Origin of the sequence: Methylobacterium sp. Leaf112, from assembly GCF_001423295.1 — a bacterium.
GTDB lineage: Bacteria > Pseudomonadota > Alphaproteobacteria > Rhizobiales > Beijerinckiaceae > Methylobacterium.
The window spans coordinates 45,322-68,332 of sequence record NZ_LMNG01000006.1 but is presented as its reverse complement, the minus strand read 5'-3'; the positions used below and the strand labels follow the sequence as shown (position 1 = coordinate 68,332).

Sequence of the window (23,011 nt, the reverse complement as noted above, 5' to 3'; positions counted from 1 at the left end):
ATGGTTCAAGGAACGACTCTGGCCGGTGACGAGTGGACGCTCGAAAGTTTCACAGGGGCGATCCACCGGGGTGGCGTCGGCCTATGGGCATGGTCGCCGGAACGGCGCCTGGCTCAACTCGACGGTTTGTGCCGGGAGTTCTGGGCCACGACGGAGTCGGTCGTCACCATCGACGCCCTGTTCGAGAAGGTCGCCGCCGACGACCGCCACGGCATGATGCTCGACTGGGCGGCCAGCGCCAACGACCCGCAGCCCTACAGCTTCGATTTTCGCATCGGGGACGGACCCGACGCGCGCTGGATTTCGGCGCGTGGCGTAGGTGGGGATGCCGGCAAGGTCGGCGAGTGGGTCCAGGCCATCTTCCTCGACATCACCGACCGGAAGCGGGCCGAGGAAGCCGAGCACCTGCTGACGTCCGAGCTCGCCCACCGCGTCTCGAACATGTTCACCGTCGCCCGGGCGCTCACCGCCATCGTAGCCCGGGACGCCAAGTCGACCCCGAGTTTCGCCGAGGACCTTTCGCGGCGCTTCGGGGTGCTGCACGAGGCGACGACCATGGCGACCCGGTCGCACAAGCTCGACCAGGGCAACGTCAGGCTGGGTGACCTCGCCGAGCGTATCCTGTCTCCGTACCGGAACGGTGCCAACATCGACGTCGACGTGGACGCCGCCGCGGTCGCCACCCCCGACAGGGTCAACGACTACGCGATGATCTTCCACGAACTCGCCACCAACTCAGCCAAGTACGGGGCCCTGTCCGGAGGCGGCGATCTCAAACTGGTCGGGCGCATCGAACACGACGTCCTGACCCTCGACTGGACCGAGGGCGCCGCCCCGTCCGGGACGTCCAAGGCGGAAGGCACGGGATTCGGTTCGCGCCTGCTCAGGCAAACCATCGAGCGCAGCCTAGCCGGCCGGTTCGAACGCACCATCGACGATGGCGGCCTGCACTTCCGGATGGTCGTTCCGGCGGCCTGACCGGCGTCGCGTCCCATCGTGCGAACCGGATCGGCGCGGCTAGGTGCCGTGCCACCATGCGGCTCCGACTCACCCTCGGAGTTGGCCCATTCCTCACCTGTGGATCCGAAGCCCTGCGCGCATCGGCCCACCTCGAACCGTGGTTCAGCACCCATGGCGAATTTGCTAGACGGCCTCGCGTGACAGACGCGACAGACCTTCCCACGCCGGCCGAGGCCGAGGCAGAGATCGTTCTGCGGGACACGCACCGCATCCTCTCCGAGATCGCCGGAGGGGAGGACATCACCGACCCGTTCGCCGCAGCCGTGCGCGCGACGCGAATGCCGATGATCATCACGGACCCGCGCCAACCGGACAACCCAATCATCTTCGTCAACCGCGCCTTCACCCGGCTCACGGGGTACGCGCACGACGAGATCATCGGACGGAACTGCCGCTTCCTCCAGGGACCCGAGACCGACCGGGACGACGTCGCCCGCGTGCGCGAGGCCATCGCAGCCCGGCGCGGCATCGAGGTCGCGCTCCTCAACTACCGCAAGGACGGCACGACCTTCTGGAACCAGCTGCTCCTGGCGCCGGTCAAGGACGCCGCCGGCGAGGTCGCGTACTTCTTTGCGAGCCAGTACGACGTCAGCGCCGACGTCTTGCAGCTCGCGGCCTTGCGCGGCGAGAACGCCGCCCTGTCGGCGGCCCGCGCCACCGACGCCGAGCGCCTGCAGTTCAGCGAGATGGCGCTGCGGCTGGCGACCGAGGCGGCCGAGATCGGCACCTGGGACCTCGACATCGTCTCCGATGCACTGACCCTGTCCGAACGCACCCGCGGCCTGTTCGGCCTGTCTCCGAACGCGCCATGCGGTCTCGGTACGCTTCGTGACTGCCTGCACCCCGACGACCGGGAGGCGACGCTGTCGGCGTTCGCCGCCACCCTCGATCCGGAGCGGCGCGCACCGTTCGAGGCCGAGTTCCGCGTCGTCTCCCCCTTGGACGGTACCGTGCGCTGGGTGGGGGCCAAGGGGCGTTGCCTGTTCGACGAGCATGGCCGTGCGTTCCGGGCGCTCGGGACCATGGTCGACGCCACGGCCCGGCGAGAAACCGAGGAGCGCTACACGGCGCTGTTCGAGGCGGTCGACGACGGCTTCTGCATCATCGAGTTCATCGACGGGCCGCACGGTCCGGCGAGCGACTACGTCCACACCGTCGCCAACCAAGGCTACGAGCGCCAGACCGGGATCGCGAACATCGTCGGGCGGACGTTGCGCGACCTCGCGCCGGACGAGGCCGAGGGCTGGCTAAATCTCTACGGCGGCGTGCTGCGGACGGGGGAATCGATCCGGTTCGAACGGGCGTTCCCGGTTGCCGGTCGGCACATCGAGGTCTCGGCAGCGCGGATCGAACCGGCGAGCCGGCGTCAGGTCTCGGTGTTGTTCCGGGACGTCACCGCCCGCAGGCGCGCGGAGGCAGACCTCCAGGCCAGCGAGGCGCAGTTCCGCGCCTTCGCCGAGGCCGTGCCGAACCAAGTCTGGGCGGCCCGGCCGAACGGCACGCTGTACTGGTTCAACGGGCAGGCATACGCCTACACCGGCGTCGATCCGGGTAGCCTGAACCGGGTCGCGACCTGGGTCGACCTGATCCATCCCGACGACCTGCCGGCGGCCCGGGAAGGCTGGGCTCGTTCCATCGAAACGGGTGAGCACTACGAGGTCGAGTTCCGTATCCGCGGGGCCGATGGCGCCCATCGCTGGTTCCTGGCGAGGGCGCAGCCTGTCCGGGACGCGGCCGGCACGATCACACAATGGGTCGGTACCCATACCGACGTCGACGAGCGACGCCGCCAGGCCGAGGAGCTCGAACGCCAGGTTGCCGCGCGTACGGCCGAGCGGGACATGATCTGGAGGGCATCCTCGGACATGCTCTGCGTGGCCAACTTCGACGGCCGCTTCGTCAGCCTCAACCCGGCCTGGACGGCGACGCTCGGCTGGACGGAAGCCGAGATGAAGGCCGGCCCGTTCCTCGACTTCGTCCATCCCGACGACCGCGCCCTGACCGAGGAAGCCGCGGTGGGTCTGGCGCGGGGCGACGCGCAGATGTCGTTCGAGAACCGCTACCGCCATCGCGACGGAAGCTGGCGCTGGCTCTCCTGGAACGCGGTCCCGACCGGTGGCCTGATCTACGCCACCGTGCGCGACGTGACCGCCGCCAAGGCCCAGGCCGAGGCGCTCGCCCGAACCGAGGAGGCACTGCGGCAATCGCAGAAGATGGAGGCGGTCGGGCAACTCACGGGGGGCCTCGCGCATGACTTTAACAACATGCTGGCGGGCATCGTCGGCTCGCTGGAGCTGATGCAGACGCGCATGCTCCAGGGCCGGATGGGCGACCTGGAGCGCTACATCGGGGCCGCCCAGGGCGCGGCCCGACGCGCCGCCGCCCTGACGCACCGCCTGCTCGCCTTCTCCCGACGCCAGACCCTCGCGCCCAAGCCGACCGACGTGAACCGGCTGATCGAGGGCATGGAGGAGCTCGTGCGCCGCACGGTCGGGCCGGCGGTGTCCGTCGAGGTGGTCGGCGCCGGCGGCCTGTGGCCGACCCTGGTCGATCCGAGCCAGCTTGAGAACGCCTTGCTCAACCTCTGCATCAACGCCCGGGATGCCATGCCCGACGGCGGCCGCATCGTCGTCGAGACGAGCAACCGCTGGCTCGACCGGACCGCCGCCCGCGAGCGCGACCTGGAGCCGGGGCAGTACGTGGCGCTGTGCGTCTCGGACAACGGCACCGGCATGGCACCCGACATAGTGGCCAAGGCGTTCGACCCGTTCTTCACCACCAAGCCGATGGGCGAGGGTACGGGCCTCGGTTTGTCGATGATCTACGGCTTCGCCAAGCAGTCCGGCGGGCAGGTGCGGATCTATTCCGAGCCTGGGAACGGCACGATGGTCTGCCTCTACCTACCCCGCCACCGCGGTGAGGCGGATGTGTCGGAGGCGGTCCCGGACCTTTCGGCGGCCGCCAGGGCCAAGGCTGGCGAGACGGTGTTGGTCGTCGACGACGAGCCCACCGTCCGGATGCTCGTCACCGAGGTGCTAGAGGATCTAGGCTACGCGGCCATCGAGGCGGGCGACGGCGCCTCCGGCCTCAAGGTGCTGCAGTCGGACGTGCGCATAGACCTGCTGGTGACCGACGTCGGCCTGCCCGGCGGCATGAACGGACGGCAGATGGCGGACGCGGCCAAGGTCTCGCGCCCCGGCCTGAAGGTGCTGTTCATCACCGGCTACGCCGAGAACGCCGCGCTCAACCACGGCCACCTCGCCCCCGGCATGGAGATCCTGGTGAAGCCGTTCGCCCTGGAGGCGCTCGCAAGCCGCATCCGAGGGCTGATCGAGGAGAGGTCGTAAGGTTCGAGGTCCGTTGCGGCATCGCCGGAACGACGCGGTGGAGCATGGACGATATCGCCGGGTCGGTGGATAACGATGCACCTGCGCCAGGGCAGCTTGAATTTTACGACAAGCGGACTGCGGCTTAGCGGAAGTGCATAATGTTTGGTTGCTTGGCTCTGACGACTGCGGCACTGTTTACCGGGGCAGCATTTTATATAAATATCGCCGAGCATCCTGCTCGTGCAATTTTGTCAGACAGTGCATTCCTGACGCAATGGAAACCTTCATATAATCGAGGGCTCCTGATGCAGTCGAGCTTAGCGATCATTGGGTTCTTGCTAGGCGCCGTCGCATGGTGGATCGAAGGAAGGTTACTTTTTCTGGTCGGCGCACTTCTGATGATAGCGAATTGGCCCTGGACGTTATTCGGTATCTTGCCGGTCAATCGGGTGTTGATGGCTACCGAACCAGCGGTAGCCGGTCCGGAAACACGAAAGCTTCTCGCTAAGTGGAACGGGCTGCACGCGGTGCGGACCGCGTTGGGGATTGCCGCTACGGTCTGTTTCCTCGCCGCGCTCACTGCAAATCCAAACTGAGCCACGATTCGCTACCTACTCGGTAGGTCGTTCGGCGGTTTGCTCGAAGGTCCTGGGGGGGCCGCTAGCCGTCACGACGCGGTCTCAGTTCCACGATGTTGGGGCCTTCGTTCCCTAACGCCACCGGCGAACCGAGAACCTCGGCGACCTTGCGCGCGAGTTGCTCCCGCTTGAACGGCTTGCCGATGAGGTGGACCCCGTCGTCGAGGCGACCGTGGTGGACGATGGAGTTCTCCGTGTAGCCGGACATGAAGATCACCCTGACCTCCGGGCGGATCGCGGCGATGCTCTCCGATAGATCGCGTCCGCGTACCTTGCCGGGCAGCACCACGTCGGTCAGCAGCAGGTCGACCTGCGAAGCGTGGAGCCCGAACATCCGCAGGCCCTCCTCGCCGTCGGCCGCCTCCAGCACCCGGTAGCCGAGGTCGGAGAGGATCGCGCAGGCGATCTCGCGCACCGCCGCCTCGTCCTCGACCACCAGCACCGTCGCCGATCCGCGCGGCAGGTCGATGGGGGCGGACGTGCGGGTCGCCGCGGCGGTGACGGCCTTCATGGCGCGCGGCAGGTAGATCTTCACCGTCGTGCCCTGGCCGGGCTCGGAGTAGATCTTCACATGCCCGCCGGACTGCTTGACGAAGCCGAACACCATGGCGAGGCCGAGCCCCGTGCCCTTGCCGTCCGGCTTGGTCGTGAAGAAGGGTTCGAACACCCGCGCCACGACCTCGCGCGTCATGCCGTGGCCGGTGTCGGAGACCGCCACCATGGCGTAGTCGCCCGGCGTCACCTCGGTGTTGTCGCGGGCGTATGCCTCGTCCAGCACCTTGTTGCCGAGCTCGATGGTGAGGCGGCCGCCGCCCGGCATCGCGTCGCGGGCGTTCAGGGCGAGGTTGAGGACGGCGCTCTCCAACTGCGCCGGGTCGGCCATGGCCGGCCAGAGCCCGGCGGTCTCGACGTAGCGGACGTCGATGTGCTCGCCGAGGGTGCGACGCAGGAGCGGCACCAGATCGGGCATGGTGGCTGCAAGGTCGATGGCGGCAGGCGCCAGCGGCTGCTTGCGGGCGAATGCGAGGAGCTGGCTGGTCAGGGTCGCCCCGCGCTGGGCCGCCCAGGCCGCGCGCTCGATGCGCTGCTGCAGCTTGGGGTCGTCGCTCACCTTGGCGCGTACGAACTCAAGGTTCCCGACGATGACCTGCAGCAGGTTGTTGAAGTCATGCGCGATGCCCCCGGTCAGCTGGCCGATGGCCTGCATTTTCTGGGCTTCCCGCAGCACACCCTCGGCCTGGACGCGCTTGGTCATATCGGAAAGGGTCAGTACGAACCCGCCGTCCGGCATCGGGGTGCGGCGGATCTCAAGGTGGTGGCTGTCAGCGCGCTGGCGCTCGTAGGTCACGGCCTCGCCCGGCTGCTGGCTGCCATGTCGGATCTGATCCTCGGTCTCCAGGGCGGGACGGCCCGGCTCCGCCGTGTGCTCGACGAAGGCGGCGTAGGCGGTGCCCGGACGCACCATCGCCTTGGGCAGGTCGAGCAGAACCTGGAAGCAATGATTCCAGTTCTTGAGCTTCCGATCCGGTCCGAAAACGGCGACGCCCTGGCTGAGGCTGTCGAGAGTGGTGCGCAGGCGCAGGACGAGATCACCCTGGGCGATCTCCGCCTTGTGGGAGCGCGACCATGCTTGGTTGAGGAGCCGCGCGGCAGCCAAAAGGACCAGGATGGCGAGCGCGGAGCCGCCGATCACCATCCAGCGCACCCAGCCGGCACGGGCATCGTTCTGGGCGACGCGTTCGGTCAGCAACTTCTCCTCGTCGGCGAGCATCGCCGACAGGGACGCCTCGGCATCCCTCATGTACGCCTTGCCGGCATCCGAATTGACGATGCGTAGCGCCGTTTCCAACCCGGAATCCCGCCGCGCCTGCACGGTCTGGGCGAGTTCCTCCAACTTGTGCTGGATCACGGGTGCGAGGTCCCGCAACCGTTGCTGCTGCACCGGATTGTCGGCGGTGAGTTTTTGCATCTCGCCCTGGAGCACGCCGATGCGGTCGCGGGCGGCGTCATAGGGTGCGAGGTACTCGTCCTTGCCCGTGAGCACGTAGCCACGCTGGCCCGTCTCTGCGTCGCGCAGGGCGATGGCGAGGTCCTTGAGCGTGCCGAGGACGTCGTAGCTGTGCTGCGACCACTGCCGCGCGTCGCGGGAGGCATTGAGCCTTTCCCAGGTCATCGCGCCGACGAGGGCGAGGATAGCCAGCAGCACCCCGAGGATCAGGACATTCGCACGGGCGACGAGGTGCTTGGTCATGCCGTCCCTCCCCCGTTCGACGCCAATCGCCACCGACTGGAGCCCGGACCGAGATCCCAGTCCCTCGGACGCAGTGAAGGGGACGCTCGGAGGCCTACGCGTCGATCATGGCACAACGCACGGCGCTTGAGGGAAATGAAGCGCTTCCCATTGCCTGCTTCCCTAGGAGTCGCGAATTTCCACGCTCCAAGCGTGTGGTCACCGACCCACGCGCTGCTGCAGGTGCGCAGGGTAGCGGTCCCCTTGCACCGTCACCTTGCCGAGCACATCCGCGATGGTGGCCAGGTCCTCGGGACCGAGCTCGACCTCGGCCGCGCCGATATTCTCTTCAAGCCGGTGGAGCTTGGTCGTCCCGGGGATGGGCACGATCCACGGCTTGCGGGCGAGCAGCCAGGCCAGGGCGATCTGGGCCGGCGTCACGCCCTTGCCGGCGGCGATGCCCTTCACGACCTCGACCAGGGCCTGGTTCGCCTTCCGATTCTCCTCGGAGAAGCGCGGCACGCTATTGCGAAAATCGGTCTTGTCGAAGGTCGTCGCCTCGCTGATCGCACCGGTCAGAAAACCCTTGCCGAGCGGACTGAACGGGACGAAGCCGATCCCGAGCGCCTCGCAGGTCGGAAGCACCTCGGCCTCCGGCTCGCGCCACCACAACGAATACTCGCTCTGGAGCGCCGCGACCGGCTGGACGGCATGGGCCCGGCGAAGCGACTGCGTACCCGCCTCCGACATGCCGAAATGCTTGACCTTGCCCTCGCGGATCAGGTCGCGGACCGTGCCGGCGACGTCCTCGACGGGCACGTCCGGGTCGATCCGGTGCTGGTAGAACAGGTCGATCCGGTCCGTCCCGAGCCGTCGCAGCGAGGCGTCGGCCACCGCGCGGATGTTCTCCGGGCGGCTGTCCAGGCCCTTCTGCACGTCGCCCCCGGGGAAGCCGAACTTGGTGGCGATGACGACCCTGTCGCGGATAGGGGCGAGCGCCTTGCCGAGCACCTCCTCGTTCACGAACGGGCCGTACGCCTCGGCGGTGTCGAAGAAGGTCACGCCCCGCTCGAAGGCGGCGCGGATCAGCGCGACCGCCTCCCGCGTCTCCGTGGCGGGGCCGTAGCCGTAGCTCAGACCCATGCAGCCGAGACCGATGGCCGATACTTCGGGGCCGCCCGTGCCCAATGTGCGCGTCTTCATGGTGGTGCTTCCGTGAGTTGAGTTTTGCCGGCGCGGGGCGATCAGGCCCGGTACTGCGCGTCGGTGACGTGCTCCATCCAGTCGACGGGGCTGCCGTCGCGCTTCTCCTGGACGGCGATGTGGCTCATGCCGGTCGTGGCAGTGGCGCCGTGCCAGTGCTTCTCGCTGGGCTCGAACCAGACGACGTCGCCTGGCCGGATCTCCTCGACCGCGCCGCCCTCGCGCTGGACCCAGCCGAGGCCGGCCATGACGATCAGCGTCTGCCCGAGCGGATGGGTGTGCCAGGCGGTGCGTGCGCCCGGTTCGAACGTGAAGTGCGCCCCGGCCACCCGGGACGGCTCCGGCGGCCCGAACAGCGGGTCGACGCGGACGGACCCGGTGAACCACTCCGCCGGTCCCTTGCCGGACGGCTGCGAGCCGCTGCGCCTGATCTCCATGACGGATCTCCTTCGTGCGTCGCCGGCCCCGCCGGTCGTTCATGACGGCAACCTAGCCCTCGGGCCTTTGGCCGATTAGACGGTAAGATCGGCATGGGGCTATGAATAAGGTTCATGAATGGCGCGCGAGAACCTCAACGACCTGGCGGCCTTCGTCGCGGTCGCGCGCGAGCGGAGCTTCACCCGGGCGGCGGCGCAGCTCGGGGTCTCGCAATCGGCCCTCAGCCACAGCATGAAGACCCTTGAGACGCGCCTCGGCCTGCGTCTGCTGACCCGCACCACCCGCAGCGTCGCCCCGACGGAGGTGGGGGAGCGGCTCCTCAGGACCGTGCGATCACGCCTGGAGGATATCGACGAGGAGATCGCGACGCTCACCGGTATGCGGGACAAGCCCGCCGGAACCGTCCGCATCACCTCGGGCGAGCACTCCGCCGAGACCATCCTGCTGCCGGCCATGGAGCGGCTGCTGCCTGCCTACCCCGACATCAAGGTCGAGATCGTCACCGACAACGGGCTGACGAACATCGTCAGCGACGGCTTCGACGCCGGGGTGCGCCATGGCGAGATGGTCGAGAAGGACATGATCGCGGTGCGGATCGGGCCGGACATCCGCATGGCCGTCGTCGGATCGAGCGAGTATTTCGAGAACCGTGGGAGGCCCCGGAAGCCGCAGGACCTGATGCACCACCGCTGCATCAACCTTCGCCTGCCGACGCGGGGGAACATCTACGCCTGGGAGTTCGAGAAGGCCGGCCGCGAGCTCAACGTGCGGGTCGAGGGCCAGATGGTGTTCAACAACACCGGCCTGATCCTGAAGGCCGCCCTGGGCGGGCTGGGCCTCGCCTACCTGCCGGAGGACCGGGTGCGGCCCTACGTCGATGAGGGCCGACTCAAGCGGGTCCTGGCCGAATGGTGCCCCCCGTTCGCCGGCTACCACCTGTACTACCCGAGCCGGCACCAGCACGCCCCGGCCTTCGCCCTGGTGGTCGAGGCGCTCCGCTACCGGGGATGAGGACCTTCGACTGCACCCCGGGAAGCGATCCCATCGAGTATCCCGAAGCGCTTTAACTGCTATCGGCAGGAAAAGTTGGCTTTGGCAGGCTGGTAATTCAAAGTAATACTTGACTTAGGGGGCGTTCGGCCCTATAGTCTGTCTATCGGCACAGCGAGAGCTTGTCGTGTCTCCCGTGCCTCCGGCGTTTGCCGTTCGGTGGCGCGGGTTCCCGCAAACGTCCGGAACCGAGGTCAGCCATGACTATCGTCCAACAGAACCATCCACCCTCACGAAGGAACATTTACCTATGTCAGGTCACGTAACCCCCACCCCCACCCCTTCCCCGACCCTCCCGCCCATCATCCCCTACGCCCAGATCACCCGCGACATGCTCGCGGCCGTCAACCGCTACGCAACCCCGATCTCCATCTCGCATGGCTCATGGGGTCAGCATTGGGGCACCGGCTCCTACCTCGAAGACCCGAGCGGAGCGCTCCTGCTCAGCAACGAACACGTGCTCGCGCTGCATCCGTCCCAGGCGCTGACGCACAAGTTCCGCAACCTCGACACCATCTGGCAGATCACCGGCCCGTGCCTTCGCGCCCCGCATCCGCTCGATGGCGCGCTCGCCCGCGTCGCCCCCGCAGTCTGGCAGGGCCACGGCCACCACGGCGGCGCGGTGCCGCCGAGCCGGATCGCACCTCTGCATGCCCCGGTCGATTGCGAACTCCTCTTCGTCTACGGCTTCGCGGCACAGAATGCCCGCTTCACCTTCGGCACCATGGTCGCGAACGGCACCGGCTACCTGTGTCAGGAAACCCCAGGCGGCGCGGCGCTCTCGGGTAATGCCTTCAACCGGCTCACCTCGTCCGGCGTGTTCGACCCCGCCCTGCATTTCGCGGTCGAGCACCGGCCCGGCCCGGCCCAGCACGTCGTGGGCAGTGGTCCGTTGCCAGTGCCACCCGGTATGAGCGGCTCGCTCGTCTGGAACACGCGGTACTACGAGACGCTGCAAGCTGGCGGCACCTGGAACGCCGGTCTGGCGCAGGTCACCGGCTTGATCTGGGGGTGGGATTCGACCTCGGGTTACCTCGTGGCGACCAGGATCGATCAGGTGAATGCCTTGGTCACAGCCAGCATCGGCGTCATCTGATCGAGACGGGACGGGCGGCAACGCTTCCCGTACCCGTCTTCCAAAACCATACGGGCAAGCCCGGCGGCGTCTCGACGGCTCGCCCGATCCGATGGCGTTCAGGCGGTCCGCGAGCAGCGGTGGTGGTCCGGGCTACGACCACCTTGTCATGCGGACCTCCGCCGTACCGGGGAAGAAGCTGGCGGGCCACCTGCCAGCCCACGGCGGCGACTGTCCCGAAGCGCCGACACGGCCTCGTCGGCAGCCCTTTGGCCGCTGTCGTGCGCCCCGTGGGCGGTCGTGAAGTCGAAAGGGTGGGTTGCCTCGCCCGCGAAGAAGAGGCGGTCCTCGTAGGGCTGGGCCAGCCGAGCCCGCGCCTGGGACCGGCCCGGAAGGGCGCAGCTATACGCTCCGCCGATGGATGCCATCCGGCTCCATCCGGTTGCCGCGAGCGGTCGGATCGCGGACGCCACGTCGGTGCCGAACAGGGCTGCCAACTCCGCCAACACGAAGGCGAAGCCGGCGGCCGGGCCTTCCTCCTCCAAGATCCGAGCGCCTTCTCCCCCGAGGAACGCCTCGATCACCGGCCATCCGTTCGGGCGGATGGAGTAGGCGGCGGCCCTTGGGTCCCGCAGGTTGCCGTAGGCATGCGAGTCCGGCTCGAACGCGGCATCGCGCCCGATCTCCAGGAAGATCTTTTCGTTGCGACCGAGAGGCAGGGCGGCGGCGGCCTCGCGCCATGGGTCCACGTGGGAGGGAAGCCGGATCGCGTCGCCGGCCAGGACCGCGGTCGAGACCGTGAGGATGGCGGCCCCGGCCCGGACGGTGCCGGCGCGCGTGGTGACCGCGACGCCGTCCGCCGTCAGGTCGATCCGCTCGGCGGGGGTGGCGAGCCGCAGCGCCGTCGAGGACGGCAGGCTGGCGGCGACCAGCGTGCCGTATCCAAGCGGCAGGTGCCAGTTCCAGCCCGTCGAGGCATCGTCGTAGGTGAGGTAGTCGGCGGCGGATATCTGCTCGGGGGCGACGCCGCTCATGAAGCCGGCGATGGCTCGCACGTAGGCGTTCCAGGTGCCGCCGGGCTCAAGGGCATCGCTGGCTCGGTCGCTATTCGCCGCCACGGTCCGGAGCCGCTCCTCCCAGTCGCCGAACGCCCCCTGCGCCACCTCCTGGGCGTCCTCGTCCTGGGTGCTGCCGGGATGCGCCTTCGACCACGGCGGCTCGCCTCGGTTGACCGGAAAACCCGATGCCTCGGCGATGCCGACCCAGGCGTTGCGGTCGCCTGAGTGAAGCCACTCGCAACCGAGATCGAGCGGATAGCCCCCTAGGTCCTGCGTGTGGGCGCGGCCTCCGAGACGCGACGACGCCTCCAGCAGCAGGGTCGACGAGCCATGGGCCGCTAGCCGCCGTGCGGCGCCGATGCCGGCGGCGCCTCCCCCTACGATGATGACGTCGAACGTGCTGTCCATGAGGCCAAGGTGAGGTCGGACGACACCGCTTCCAAGACACCGACGCCTGGTGCGACGCGGCCGACGATACCAGGACGACCAGTTGCCCATCCTGACGGCGGCGTGACGAAATTATTCGATATCCGCTTGCCGAGAGAATCCTCGGCGCCTAGATCTGGGAGAGGAGCCGATGGCCTGGGCTGCAAGCGACCCAAAAGGCGGCGAATTCGATCTCGGATCGACCTCTGTACGGCAACCATCTCAGCCGGCGCAGGGTGATCATGAAGCGCTTGTGATTACCCCTTCAAGACGCCGGGTTGAAATGGATATGCCATGTCCCTTCCCAAGGACTGCGCGGACCACCTCCGCTCGAACTACAAGGCCCTGACCGGCAAGAAGCTCGGATCGGGACACGCTCACGAGATCGTGGCGGCCTATTTCGGCTATCCCACGGCGGCGGCACTCCAGGCGGAGCGGCGGTTTCCGCTGGATGCCATGGCTGAGGCCGATTTCCTCATCCCCGACCTTCGACTCATGGACGGACGGGTTCGCCAGATCCAGAAGGAACTCGTCGGTCCGCCTGACGTGAACGGTCTCGCATCCGTCCTAGGCGCTTTCATCGTCGCTTCCGGGCACTTCGCCGGGGAGGTCTGGCTTGCCCGTCAATTGGACGACGAGGTCAACGATTACGTGCAACGCAACCCCGCGGAGGTCGAGGAGGCGTTATCCGGAGAGATGGCGACCACGAACGCCTATTTCGACGAGATCTACATCGACGAGTGCGACGTCCAGCCGAACCCCGATGCGTTGGTGGTGACCGTGTCGGGGTCGATGGATGGCGAGAACGACCCGGATCAGGTCTACCACGGCGACAAGATCCTGTTCACGAGCGTGCTGACATTCGAGCGCGTTTCCGGTCGCGTTGGCTACGCCCGTCCCGAATTCGATACCAGCGGCGGCATCGATACCGAGGGTATGTACGACTACGAGGACGCATAGCGTTTCGGTGAGGCTGAACCGAGACCCGGCGACGCGATGGCCCCACGACCCTTGTCGGTCGTGGGGCCATCCGACCTTGCGGGCGTCGGAGCCTTCCCGGGATGCGGTCCAGGGATCGGCTGGTGGAAATCTTCGAGGACGTCGCACCGCCGCTCGACCTCAACGTGGACGAGTGCCGAAAGCTGAGGACCGTACGGCCCGATGGATGGCCGGAAGGCCCTCCGTCCGGGGGCTACGACTCTGACAGGCGTAAGGTCGTGGACGCACTCATGTGAAGCGGACCCGGGTTCCGGTCGGGTAGGTTCCCTTCCTGCGCCCCTCCCGGCACGCCTCCACTTGGATCGCGGCCGGCACGCGGGCCTCCATCCCTTTCAGGATGCCCTTGTAATGGGTCTCGCGGAATGGGGTTTCCTCGACGACGAAGCGCTCGACCTCGTCCACATTCGTCACGGACCCGGCGAACCGACGCGAAAGGATGCCTTCGAGTTGCGAGGTGTCCTGTCCGTCGAAGAGGACCTGTTGGCTGGGATCCGTCGCATCGGAGAAAGTCATCCCCCCGCGCTGGTCCACGGACCACATGGCCTCCTTCATCTTCTTGAGACCCCGCTGGTTCTTCGTTGCGAAGAACAGGTAGTAGTCGGTTCTTTCGCGACCGTTGCGCATCTCGAAGTGACGGACATAGCGTGCTCCGGCCACGGACAGGAGTTGCTTGGCGTAGAGATCGCGGATGCCGGCCTTGCGCTGAGTCGGTGGGAGCATGGTCAGCCGGCGCCATTCCCCGCAGCCGAACAGGGCATCGAAGTTGGCCCCCTGATCGGGATGCGCGAGGAAGCGATTGATCTCCTCGAACATGAAATTGACCAACACCTCGCCGCTGGCGCGGTCCATCAGGTCCCGCATCGCGGCCATCGGAATGCCGTTCCATCCGAACGGGTCGACCAAGGCGAACACCGGTGCGTTCCGGGGGTGGTTGCGGAGCGCATCGGCGTAGACCTGCTCGAAGCCCTCGCCCGCATGGACGTGCACATGGAGGTTGCGCGGCTGGGGCCGGACGGCGAACAGCGCCGCGATGCATTCCCGCAACCGGTCAGCCCGGGCCATATCCTTCTCGATAAAGTGGAAGTGGCACTCCGCCGGGATCGGTTTCGGCTGGTCGAGGAATGCCTTGAGCGCGATCAGCGGTGAGCCGTCGCTGCCGTCGTCGTAGACGCCGGGTCCGGCGAAGCCGTCGACGAGGACCATCCGCGGAAAGCCGCCCTGCGCCAGGATCGGAAACCACGCTTGCAGGTAGCGCCGAAGGATCTCGTGCTTCGCCCTGGTGTGGTCCTCAAGGGGCCACGTGACCTGCTGCGGTTTCATCCGTCGCCCCTACGCCACGGCGGACAGCGCCGCGCGCGCACTCCTCGGCCATCCATTGTGCTCCCGTCCATCCAGCAGCCGGCCACCGGTTTTCGGCGAACGGCCGCCCCATTGCTTGAAAAAGAACGGGACGTCGGCACGCGTGCACTGTTCCAGGAGGTCGACGACCCAGGATCTCTCCATGGGGCGGGCGCCAGGCCCGCTTTCGCCGCCCACAATGACCCAATGCAAGCCGTTCAGATTTAAACTGCCGACGGGGCCTAACAAGGGCTCGACCGACAGGAAACGCACGGATGCGTTTGTCTTCGAGAGGTGAGTGACCCGAGACTTCTTGCTGCCGTCCTCGACGGACACGCCGAGCCAGATGTGAGGTGGCACTGGTCCGTCTCGATAACGGGCGTTGACGTAGTCGCGCATCAGCGAACTGCGCTTCGTCAGTATCTGGAACTCATGCCAGTCGGCCCGCTCCATGGTGTCGAAGACACGGTCCACGAACGAGACCGGAACGTCCTTGTGGAACAGGTCGCTCATCGAATTCACGAAGATCATCCTCGGACGCCGCCATGTGAGCGGCTGTTCGAGACGGTTCGGGCGGAGGGTCAGGTCGAAACCCGACTCGAATGGATGATCCGGGACGCCCCGGAAGCGCTCCGAGAACCTCGCGGCATAACAGTTGTCGCAGCCGGCGCTAATCTTGGTGCAGCCCGTCACCGGGTTCCAAGTCGCCTCGGTCCACTCTATCGCCGAATTCTGGGCCATGTGAACAAAAATAGAACCTATGGAGGGATGTGGCAACGGTCAGCTTGGCCGAGCGGGATGCCTTGCACCAGACCTCGGAATAAGCCCTCCACTCCGTGACCGACGCCAGTGGCAGCGCCTCACTGTCCTCACGGACCGAGCGTCCGAGGTCACGATCCTCCAGGAGGCGATACGTCATTTCGAACCGGCGCGCCCCGTTCGCGGGCTGATCGCAATGGCGCACGGTCTCAGCACGTTGAAGGCTTGGCTATCGCTTGCCCGCCCGACGACCGAGTACGGTCCAACGTAGGTAAGGGCAGTCTTGATGGTGCGCCGCTCGGAACGTGGCTCCTTCAGGAGAGGAGGACGCCGACACCGGAGACGATGCCGCTTGCGATGACGCCACCGCCGGCGCGCATGCCCAAGTCCTTGATGACCGCGAGCGCCTTTCCAACCTTCTTTCCGTCGGGGTTCGCTTTGCCCGCCTCGGCCTGCGCCTCCGCGACGACCTCGCGCATCTCGTCCCTGACCGCAGACGGGAGATGTGCGATCAGGCCGCTCGTCTCGGCCAGGAAATCCCGGACCTTCCGGACGTCCATGCCGCCGTCGGACGTCTGGTTCGCGGCAATCGTGTTCGTGCCGCCGGAGACGTTGCCGGCGACGCCGATGGACTGGTTCTGGGCGATGAAGTTCTGGGTCACGCTGTATGCCTCCGTCCGTTCCGATGCGGTGAACATGGTACCGTCGCCGAGGACGCCGGCGCTCTCTAGGGCAATCGTCCAGTCGAGGATCAGCCGACGCACCATTCCCAGCGCACGCGAGACCTCCATCGAGGTGAATCGATACCGGGTGGGAAACGTGAGTGCGCTTCCGTAGGCATCCATCCGCACCGGCCCACGTGCCGCCGTGAGATACCCGGAGGACGCACCGTGGAGCAGCTCTTCCAACTCGTAGACCGATTGGAAGAGGCCTACGACCGGCTGGGCGCCCTCGTGGACGATGGGGCACCATCCACGCATGGGGTTGCGGAACTCGTGCCAGCACTCGACGATGCGGTAGGGCGGCAACTCGTCGTCCGCCCCATAGCCGTCCGTCTCCTTCTCCAGCCAATCCGGCACGCCGGGCAGCGACAGTCGTCTCGCCGCGATCCGCGCACGGCTCAGGATGCTCGCCAGCGGAACGTTGCGGTCCTGGGCCTCCGCCTGGACCTTCAGGATGATCGACTGATGCACGCTCGCGGCACCTTCGCATTGGGAGGACGTCGCCGGATCGCGGCGTAGGGCGCGACCGCGGATGAGCCGTGGCAGGGCGACCATGTTTGCACGCCTCCAAGGGCTCGGTCACGAGGCAAGCTTGAGGAACAAAACGAGCCCAGAAACCTTAACTTGCAATTGTCGGCTGAGGTTGCCATCGGCCGAAGACTTTGCGCGAAAAGCTTTCGAACCGAGGCATCGAGCGGTCGACGGTCGTCGGGGATAGCCGATGAAGTGCGAGATCGAGTTCCTGCCGGTCGGCGATGCGTCGAAGGCCGGTGACGCCATCGTCATCCGGTACGGCGAGCCCTACGATTACAAGCTGATGCTGGTCGACGGCGGGCATGCCAAGACCGGCGAGCAGATCGTCGCCCACCTCAGGCGGTTCTTCGGTCCCAGCCCGGTCCTGGAGCACGTTGTCCTGACCCATGCCGACGGCGACCACGCTTCCGGCTTACGCACGGTCTTCGAGCGGATCCCGGTTCGAAATCTATGGATGCACGCCCTCTGGCTCCATGCCGAGGAAGCGTTCCCGTTGTTTGCAAACAAGGCGACGACCATCGAAAGCCTCACCCGTCGGATCAAGGGCGAGTACGATATCGTCTCGGACGTCTACGACCTGGCCGCAGAACAGGGGTGCGCCATACGCCCAGCATTCGCAGGCAGTGACATCGGACCATTCCGCGTTCTGTCGCCGGACCTATGGACCTACCTTCACCTGTTACCCCAGTTCGATAAGACGCCGGACCCCGACCAGCCAGCCATCGAGCGACAGGGCCTATGGATCGGCAAGGCCAGCCCGGCGAGCCGCCTGTTCGAGTCTGTGAAGGCGTCCCTGCAGAGCTGGACGACCGAAACCTGGGACAGGGAGCGTCTCAGGGACGGCGGCATCACCAGCGCCAGCAACGAGTCGAGCGTTGTCCTGTACGGCTCGTTCGACGGCGGCCCGGTCCTGCTGACGGGGGATGCCGGCAATCGCGGGCTGGGATGGGCGGCGGAAGCAGCCGTTCGGATGGGGCTTCCTCTCCAGGGCTTCCAAATGGTGCAGGTTCCCCATCACGGCAGCCGCCGCAATTCCGGCCCGACCATGCTGAACCGCATCCTGGGCCCGATCCAGCCCCAGCACGGCCCGACGCGGTTCTCCGCCTACGTTTCGGCCCCTGCCGACGACAGCAAGCATCCACGCAACATCGTGCTCAACGCCTTCACCCGGCGCGGCGGCTACGTGATCGCCACACAGGGCGTGTCCAAGGTGCACTGGGGCGGATTCCCGGCCCGACCCGGATACACCGCGGCCGGTCAGGTGCCGTTCTTCGACCGCGTGGAGGAGTACACGTGAGCAAGGGGTCCACGTCCAAGGCCCTGAAGGATGCGAACCGGCCGAAGCTCTGGACGACCATCGCCGCGAACGTCGCCGTCCTCTATGCCTTCTCGCAGTACCAGGCCGTCTCCACCGTCGGTCTCAAGGGCGTGGTCGCGGGCGCCACGAGCCTCGTCCCACTGTCGCTGGCCCTCATCCTCACCACCGTCGCCAACGGGCTGCTGAGCGACCCCACCAAGACCCGGCTGGTCTTCCTGCGTTGGAAGCATGCATTGCCCGGCCACCGCGCCTTCAGCGTGTTCGCCGCCTCCGATCCCCGCATCGACCTCAACGGCCTGAGGAAGCTGCTGGGCAAGGACTGGCCGACCGACCCTGTGGCCGAGAACCGGATGTGGTACCGCCTCTTCAAGGACAGCGAGAACGATCCGGCGGTCCTCTACAGCCATGGCGAGTACCTGTTCACCCGCGACTACACGGGGTTCGCGGCGTTGTGCCTGATCGGGCTGGGTGCGGCCGCAGCCGTCATAATCGAGCCGCCGACGGTCCTGATGGCCTATCTCGGCTGCCTGCTGCTGCAGTTCCTGGTCGTCCGGCACACCGCGTCCACCTACGGCGAGCGCTTCGTATGCACGGTGCTCGCAAGGAAGGCGGCGAGGCCGCTCAGGCAGCCCGCCTCGACGACGAGGCGCGATCCGAAACCCGAGAAAGCCACCTGACGTTCACCCGGCTTTACGCACAACGGTGCCGTATAATCGTCTAGCGCCTGATGCATCAATTAAGATTTTATGATAAAGGCAGGCTATGCGCGATTTAAGAAATCGATCAATGGCTTCGAGCCCTTGAGAAGATCGACGATCTCTTTCAGGCCGCTCGATTTGGTAAGTCTAACGTCGGGCAAGAACTCCCTCGTTATAAAACCATCTTTTTTCAAGTATTCCATTGCCGGGTCGTCATGCTCGAATTGAAGCGGCCCGCGCTTCAGTGACTTGCCGCTTTGAGACTGTATTCCGTTGGGGAACAGTTCCACAAATGAGTGACTCGTGACGATGCGCTCAAAATCTTTGAAGCCATGTGAAACCTTTCTACGGTAATTCAGTAAGTCCGGACCCTTAGGGTTGGGCGCTCCACCTCCGACGAAACAATTGCCGGGCTCAATGTGTACAGCGTAGCTGGCTGCAAGGCCCTGAATGCCCTGTAGACCCACGACGATATAGAAGTCCGTCTTGTATGGACCCTTCCCTTTTCCAAAACGCAGGTCCCGGTTGAGTCGTGTCACGCATGTCTCGGGCTTCGGAGGTTTCTTTGCTATTGCCTCATCGAATTTAGATACCTCTGCGACGATGCATGCGGCGAATTCGGTGACATCATTTTTTGTTCTATTCATCTCATCTTGTTGATCATGTGCCCATTGCGTCGAATTGTTATTTTTGAGGCGCGCCAAGAAATCGAAACTATCCTGCTGCAACATGATGACGGCCTATTTCTGATTTTTAGGAAAGAATTATTGTGGCGAGCAGTTTAGTTCGAAAAAATTACGCCACACAAACTCAAATAGAGGGATTTAGTCTCTCGAAGTTTGTGTACGTTGCATTATCATCCGGAAGACCTGACGAGTCGTAGGTTATTGACCGCTTCGGCATTGCAATGCGCTGGGTCTTTAGACCACCACTTTTTAAGATGTTCATGGCGACGCCCGGGATAACGTTCAGGCAACATTTCCGCCGCCGACACTGTCTCGGCGGTAAACACCCGGTAATCCTGCCGTACCTCGCAAAAGGCACCGATCATTTGGCGACCTTCGTCGAAACCCAATCCGATAGGCCAGATCACGTGTTCGCGACGCTTCTCTCCCGTAGAGACATAGGTGATCCTTACCTTGCGCTGCTCTCGAATTGCTTGTCGCAGGACCATCAGATCGGGTGGTTCGGTGCCGTCCTTCCTCCCGCAGACGTGAAAGGCATCGCTCTCCAGTTCGTCCCGCATGTCCGCAGGAAGGACCGCGCTGATCTTCGCGAGCACATTGGCCGCGGCGAGCGCCAATCCCGGGTCGGTATGCTCCGAGACCCATTGCGCGCCGAGCGCCAAGGCCTGGATCTCCTCGTTCGAGAACATGAGGGGAGGCAGCATGAAGCCAGGTCTCAGGACGTAGCCTATACCCCGCTCCCCTTCGATAGAGGCACCGAGCGCTTGAAGCGCGGAGATGTCACGGTAGATCGTACGCAGTGAAACTCCCGCTTCCATGGCCAGATCCGCGCCGGAAACCGGATGCCGGTGTCGACGCAAAATCTGCATAAGGTCGAGGATGCGTTGACTTTTGGTCATGGGGCTAGCCCGTCATGATCGCCGCGGGGAAGCGGCACGGTCTGCTCAACCGAACGAAACCAGCGCCTTGCCCGGAAGCTTTCGGCCACGTTCCAGAGCTGTCAACAACGGGATGGCTTGAAACAACGGAACGGTCTCCGCAACGGGCAGTCGAAGAATCCCGTCGCCCGAAGCCTTTGCCAGGGCGTCGAGGATGTCTGGCCTCGCATTGATGATGATCGGCTTCAGCCGCCGGTCGAACAAGGCCCTGACGAATTTCAAGGGCTGCGGATCGATGTCGAGGAACACTCCACCCTTCCTTAGTAAACTCATCCCCACCGCGATCCGCATCGTTCCGGCGGTGTCGTAGACGACATCGTAGCGATGCCCGATCCTGGCGAGATCGGTGGAGCGATAGTCGTAGACGTCCTGAAGGCCCATCGCCTGGGCGCGTGGGAACGACTCGGCGCTGCAACTCCCGGAGACCTTGGCCCCCAGCATCCTCGCCAATTGAACAGCCGCCTCGCCGACCGCGCCGGTGCAGCCGTTGATGAACACGTGCTGCCCGGCCTTCAGGCGCGCCTTGTCGACCAGTCCGTTCCACGCGGTGACGCCAGGCGTGCCGAGACACGCGGCGGCCTCAAAGGAAACACCCTCCGCCATCTTCGCCAGGAAGGTATCCGGAGCGATGACGGCTTCGGCCGTCGCCCCGCAAGCTTTTATGTTCGTCAGGCCAAAGACCGCATCTCCCGGTTTGACCCGCGTCACACCCGCGCCGACGTCGAGAACCACGCCGGAGAAATCGCATCCCATGGCGCGCGGAAAACGCTTGCCGGTTACGAGCTTCATGTCACCGCGGCGAACCTTCCAGTCGACCGGGTTCAGGGCCGCGAAACGGACGTCGACCGCCACTTCGCCGGGCTTGAGACCCGGCAGTTCGAAGGAGGCAAGGCGCATGACCTCCGGGCCGCCGTATCTATCGTACTCGATGCGTCTCATCGGATTGACCAGGTCTCGCTGCTGGAAGGTGCGTTCCGGCAACCTAGAACGGCTCAGTGACAGATTGTGTCAGCAGCGATTGCGTCCGTCGCTTTCCCGCCCGCATCCAATTCACCGACATCGGCGAAGAGCCGCTTTCAGATTGAAGGTTACCTCGACGAAAGGGCCTCTCGTCCGACCTGAGATCCCACGCATCAGAGCGGACAGGATGCTGTCGTTCGACACGCATCGGATGGATCATACTATGAACGACTGCCGCAGCCGTAAAGAAGGCTATTCGGCAGCTTTTCCCTCCAGCGGCGACAGATTATCTGACGACGGACAGCGTCAATATGCCCGCTGCGAGAGATAAGAGCGCCAAATAAACTTCTCTCTTGAAGCTTTGGCATGTGTTAGACTGATCTAGCCATAACCTCAAGCGCCGAATGAAAATCAAGTGAATAGTCTACGTTTTTATGCCAGTTTTTCCGGTTTACGGCCGGCCTTGACATTGGTTGCTCCCCAATAGTTATGCGTCGAAGCGATTTTGCCGTTCTCATCGAATTTCATGACGTCCAGCGTCTCGACTATCATATCTTGGCCGTCGATGGTCATCCGTGCCACGAAAGCCGCAGCACCATAGTCGCCCGCGATGCGCACCTCGCCTTCGAGACGCATCTCGATGAACCCGCCCATCGCCTCGAATGATCCTTGAAAGAAATCGAACAGCTCCTTGCCACGTCGTTCCTGGGAACCCACGGGGTCAAAAATTACGCCATCGGGCGCGAACAGATCGACGATGCCTTGCGCATCGCCCTTGGACATCCGATCCCCATATTCCTGAAATGCCCAGCGAATGTGTTCCGGGCTGTTCTTTGCCGAGATACTACCGAAAAGCATCTTCAGCGGGGTCGGTAGGCTGGTAAGTTCTGTCATCGTTTATTCCTTACTAAGCGATTGAATAACTGCCACCTTGATTACCGCACAACGCCCTCGAAAAGTTACGAGCAGTCCAGTCTATGCGGGAACGTAGCTTAAGCGGTGGCCCCGAGCGCAAAGTCAGCCCTGGCGGCCCGGCTAAGGCTCAAGCGGATCAGCAAACGATGGAAGGGCCTGATCACGGCAATGTAAGCCCGCGCACGACGATTGTGGCATCGAACAACCGTGGTCGCGAGCACGCGGTCGAAGTCATCAGATCCCTTCTGGACCAACAAGGAGATGCGCAAATCCATGAGGCGGTCATCCTTCCCCACTATCAGCTCGTCGTCATGCATCGACAAAACCGGGAAAATGCCGACATGATCGCTGCCATCATCCGAGCCGCGCGGCTTTTCGGCTGCCTTCAGTCCGAGGCGACGGGTAACGCCGTCACGGATCGAGAACAGGGTCTTTAGCCCCGGCAAAGGTTGGCCGAGGACTGCCTCTCCGATTGCGCGGAGGTTGGTGTTCAAGCCGCTACGAAGGGGTGCGGAAAAGGTGTCGACGAGGTCTGCATCCCGGTACCAATCCGCTAACCGGCTTTGGACGGGGGGCGGTTGCTCGGTCACGGTCGGGGAATAAGTCATTTTCTGGAAGTACCTTTGTGAGGCCCTGTCGCCACCGCAGCAGCACTCGCTCGGCTCGGATCGTCTTGG

General features: G+C 65.0%; 20 protein-coding genes. 8 read left to right on the top strand and 12 right to left on the bottom strand.

Translation table 11 applies throughout. From position 1 onward, the window contains the following. The 3 genes from ASF52_RS04860 to ASF52_RS21875 all read left to right on the top strand — a co-directional run bounded on the left by ASF52_RS04860 (position 1) and on the right by ASF52_RS21875 (position 4,945). Positions 1-978 carry an HWE histidine kinase domain-containing protein gene (locus ASF52_RS04860; RefSeq protein ID WP_056168560.1) on the top strand — a complete coding sequence of 326 codons (978 nt, stop codon included), beginning with the start codon at positions 1-3 and terminating at the stop codon, positions 976-978. 179 nt (positions 979-1,157) lie between these two features. After that, on the top strand, positions 1,158-4,367 hold the full coding sequence (locus ASF52_RS04855; RefSeq protein WP_056168557.1) for a hybrid sensor histidine kinase/response regulator: 3,210 nt from the start codon (positions 1,158-1,160) through the stop codon (positions 4,365-4,367). A 140-nt stretch (positions 4,368-4,507) separates the two neighbouring features. Continuing rightward, entirely contained in the window at positions 4,508-4,945 is a 438-nt protein-coding gene (locus tag ASF52_RS21875; protein ID WP_082515196.1) for a DUF1772 domain-containing protein, read from the top strand. 64 nt (positions 4,946-5,009) lie between these two features. Here ASF52_RS21875 and ASF52_RS04850 read toward each other — a convergent pair whose 3' ends face one another. The 3 genes from ASF52_RS04850 to ASF52_RS04840 form a co-directional block, all read right to left on the bottom strand. Then, positions 5,010-7,238, bottom strand: coding sequence for a CHASE3 domain-containing protein (locus ASF52_RS04850; protein ID WP_056168554.1), 2,229 nt, complete (start codon positions 7,236-7,238; stop codon positions 5,010-5,012). Between the two features lie 198 nt (positions 7,239-7,436). Beyond that, on the bottom strand, positions 7,437-8,420 hold the full coding sequence (locus ASF52_RS04845; protein ID WP_056168551.1) for an aldo/keto reductase: 984 nt from the start codon (positions 8,418-8,420) through the stop codon (positions 7,437-7,439). 41 nt (positions 8,421-8,461) lie between these two features. After that, positions 8,462-8,857 carry a (R)-mandelonitrile lyase gene (locus tag ASF52_RS04840; RefSeq protein ID WP_056168549.1) on the bottom strand — a complete coding sequence of 132 codons (396 nt, stop codon included), beginning with the start codon at positions 8,855-8,857 and terminating at the stop codon, positions 8,462-8,464. Positions 8,858-8,975: 118 nt separating this feature from the next. Here ASF52_RS04840 and ASF52_RS04835 point away from each other — a divergent pair, with 118 nt between their 5' ends. Beyond that, the gene (locus tag ASF52_RS04835) at positions 8,976-9,869 is read left to right on the top strand and encodes a LysR family transcriptional regulator (RefSeq protein WP_056168546.1); all 894 of its coding nucleotides are present in this window, start codon (positions 8,976-8,978) and stop codon (positions 9,867-9,869) included. Positions 9,870-10,158: 289 nt separating this feature from the next. Then, complete coding sequence (locus tag ASF52_RS04830) at positions 10,159-11,004, top strand: hypothetical protein (RefSeq protein WP_056168543.1); 846 nt, start codon at positions 10,159-10,161, stop codon at positions 11,002-11,004. A gap of 146 nt (positions 11,005-11,150) precedes the next feature. Here ASF52_RS04830 and ASF52_RS04825 read toward each other — a convergent pair whose 3' ends face one another. Then, complete coding sequence (locus tag ASF52_RS04825; RefSeq protein WP_056168541.1) at positions 11,151-12,449, bottom strand: flavin monoamine oxidase family protein; 1,299 nt, start codon at positions 12,447-12,449, stop codon at positions 11,151-11,153. A 405-nt stretch (positions 12,450-12,854) separates the two neighbouring features. Here ASF52_RS04825 and ASF52_RS04820 point away from each other — a divergent pair, with 405 nt between their 5' ends. Further along, positions 12,855-13,427: a hypothetical protein gene (locus ASF52_RS04820; protein ID WP_244473693.1), complete on the top strand. Its 573-nt coding sequence runs from the start codon at positions 12,855-12,857 to the stop codon at positions 13,425-13,427. 267 nt (positions 13,428-13,694) lie between these two features. Here ASF52_RS04820 and ASF52_RS04815 read toward each other — a convergent pair whose 3' ends face one another. From ASF52_RS04815 to ASF52_RS04805, 3 genes are all read right to left on the bottom strand, one after another. Continuing rightward, positions 13,695-14,786 carry a three-Cys-motif partner protein TcmP gene (locus ASF52_RS04815; protein WP_056168534.1) on the bottom strand — a complete coding sequence of 364 codons (1,092 nt, stop codon included), beginning with the start codon at positions 14,784-14,786 and terminating at the stop codon, positions 13,695-13,697. 9 nt (positions 14,787-14,795) lie between these two features. Continuing rightward, complete coding sequence (locus tag ASF52_RS04810) at positions 14,796-15,545, bottom strand: DUF5131 family protein (protein WP_056168533.1); 750 nt, start codon at positions 15,543-15,545, stop codon at positions 14,796-14,798. Between the two features lie 332 nt (positions 15,546-15,877). Further along, positions 15,878-16,756 (bottom strand): AbiTii domain-containing protein, encoded by an 879-nt coding sequence (locus ASF52_RS04805; protein WP_156629968.1) that lies wholly within the window; start codon positions 16,754-16,756, stop codon positions 15,878-15,880. Positions 16,757-17,006: 250 nt separating this feature from the next. On the opposite strand from ASF52_RS04805, the gene ASF52_RS04800 reads away from it, so the two are divergent. Both ASF52_RS04800 and ASF52_RS04795 read left to right on the top strand, forming a co-directional pair. After that, positions 17,007-18,116, top strand: coding sequence for a ComEC/Rec2 family competence protein (locus ASF52_RS04800; protein WP_056168525.1), 1,110 nt, complete (start codon positions 17,007-17,009; stop codon positions 18,114-18,116). Further along, positions 18,113-18,814, top strand: a complete 702-nt coding sequence (locus ASF52_RS04795) for a hypothetical protein (protein ID WP_056168523.1) — start codon at positions 18,113-18,115, stop codon at positions 18,812-18,814. Before ASF52_RS04800 ends, ASF52_RS04795 begins: the two co-directional genes overlap by 4 nt. An 83-nt stretch (positions 18,815-18,897) precedes the next feature. Here the strand turns inward: ASF52_RS04795 and ASF52_RS21870 are convergent, their stop codons facing one another. The 5 genes from ASF52_RS21870 to ASF52_RS04775 form a co-directional block, all read right to left on the bottom strand. Continuing rightward, positions 18,898-19,566 (bottom strand): TIGR02453 family protein, encoded by a 669-nt coding sequence (locus tag ASF52_RS21870; RefSeq protein WP_082515195.1) that lies wholly within the window; start codon positions 19,564-19,566, stop codon positions 18,898-18,900. 125 nt (positions 19,567-19,691) lie between these two features. Further along, positions 19,692-20,420, bottom strand: coding sequence for a helix-turn-helix transcriptional regulator (locus tag ASF52_RS04790; protein WP_056168521.1), 729 nt, complete (start codon positions 20,418-20,420; stop codon positions 19,692-19,694). A gap of 45 nt (positions 20,421-20,465) precedes the next feature. Next, positions 20,466-21,398, bottom strand: a complete 933-nt coding sequence (locus tag ASF52_RS04785) for an NAD(P)-dependent alcohol dehydrogenase (protein WP_056168518.1) — start codon at positions 21,396-21,398, stop codon at positions 20,466-20,468. 453 nt (positions 21,399-21,851) lie between these two features. Next, the gene (locus ASF52_RS04780) at positions 21,852-22,313 is read right to left on the bottom strand and encodes a nuclear transport factor 2 family protein (protein ID WP_082515194.1); all 462 of its coding nucleotides are present in this window, start codon (positions 22,311-22,313) and stop codon (positions 21,852-21,854) included. Between the two features lie 98 nt (positions 22,314-22,411). Further along, on the bottom strand, positions 22,412-22,942 hold the full coding sequence (locus ASF52_RS04775; RefSeq protein ID WP_082515193.1) for a DUF2867 domain-containing protein: 531 nt from the start codon (positions 22,940-22,942) through the stop codon (positions 22,412-22,414). Positions 22,943-23,011: the final 69 nt, after the last annotated feature.

Bases quoted from the DNA above. Each gene is read 5' to 3' on its own strand.
- ASF52_RS04860 (WP_056168560.1), top strand. From the start codon at position 1: ATGGTTCAAGGAACGACTCTGGCCGGTGACGAGTGGACGCTCGAAAGT.
- ASF52_RS21875 (WP_082515196.1), top strand. From the start codon at position 4,508: ATGTTTGGTTGCTTGGCTCTGACGACTGCGGCACTGTTTACCGGGGCA.
- ASF52_RS04850 (WP_056168554.1), bottom strand. From the start codon at position 7,238: ATGACCAAGCACCTCGTCGCCCGTGCGAATGTCCTGATCCTCGGGGTG.
- ASF52_RS04845 (WP_056168551.1), bottom strand. From the start codon at position 8,420: ATGAAGACGCGCACATTGGGCACGGGCGGCCCCGAAGTATCGGCCATC.
- ASF52_RS04840 (WP_056168549.1), bottom strand. From the start codon at position 8,857: ATGGAGATCAGGCGCAGCGGCTCGCAGCCGTCCGGCAAGGGACCGGCG.
- ASF52_RS04835 (WP_056168546.1), top strand. From the start codon at position 8,976: ATGGCGCGCGAGAACCTCAACGACCTGGCGGCCTTCGTCGCGGTCGCG.
- ASF52_RS04830 (WP_056168543.1), top strand. From the start codon at position 10,159: ATGTCAGGTCACGTAACCCCCACCCCCACCCCTTCCCCGACCCTCCCG.
- ASF52_RS04825 (WP_056168541.1), bottom strand. From the start codon at position 12,449: ATGGACAGCACGTTCGACGTCATCATCGTAGGGGGAGGCGCCGCCGGC.
- ASF52_RS04815 (WP_056168534.1), bottom strand. From the start codon at position 14,786: ATGAAACCGCAGCAGGTCACGTGGCCCCTTGAGGACCACACCAGGGCG.
- ASF52_RS04810 (WP_056168533.1), bottom strand. From the start codon at position 15,545: ATGGCCCAGAATTCGGCGATAGAGTGGACCGAGGCGACTTGGAACCCG.
- ASF52_RS04800 (WP_056168525.1), top strand. From the start codon at position 17,007: ATGAAGTGCGAGATCGAGTTCCTGCCGGTCGGCGATGCGTCGAAGGCC.
- ASF52_RS21870 (WP_082515195.1), bottom strand. From the start codon at position 19,566: ATGTTGCAGCAGGATAGTTTCGATTTCTTGGCGCGCCTCAAAAATAAC.
- ASF52_RS04790 (WP_056168521.1), bottom strand. From the start codon at position 20,420: ATGACCAAAAGTCAACGCATCCTCGACCTTATGCAGATTTTGCGTCGA.
- ASF52_RS04785 (WP_056168518.1), bottom strand. From the start codon at position 21,398: ATGAGACGCATCGAGTACGATAGATACGGCGGCCCGGAGGTCATGCGC.
- ASF52_RS04780 (WP_082515194.1), bottom strand. From the start codon at position 22,313: ATGACAGAACTTACCAGCCTACCGACCCCGCTGAAGATGCTTTTCGGT.
- ASF52_RS04775 (WP_082515193.1), bottom strand. From the start codon at position 22,942: ATGACTTATTCCCCGACCGTGACCGAGCAACCGCCCCCCGTCCAAAGC.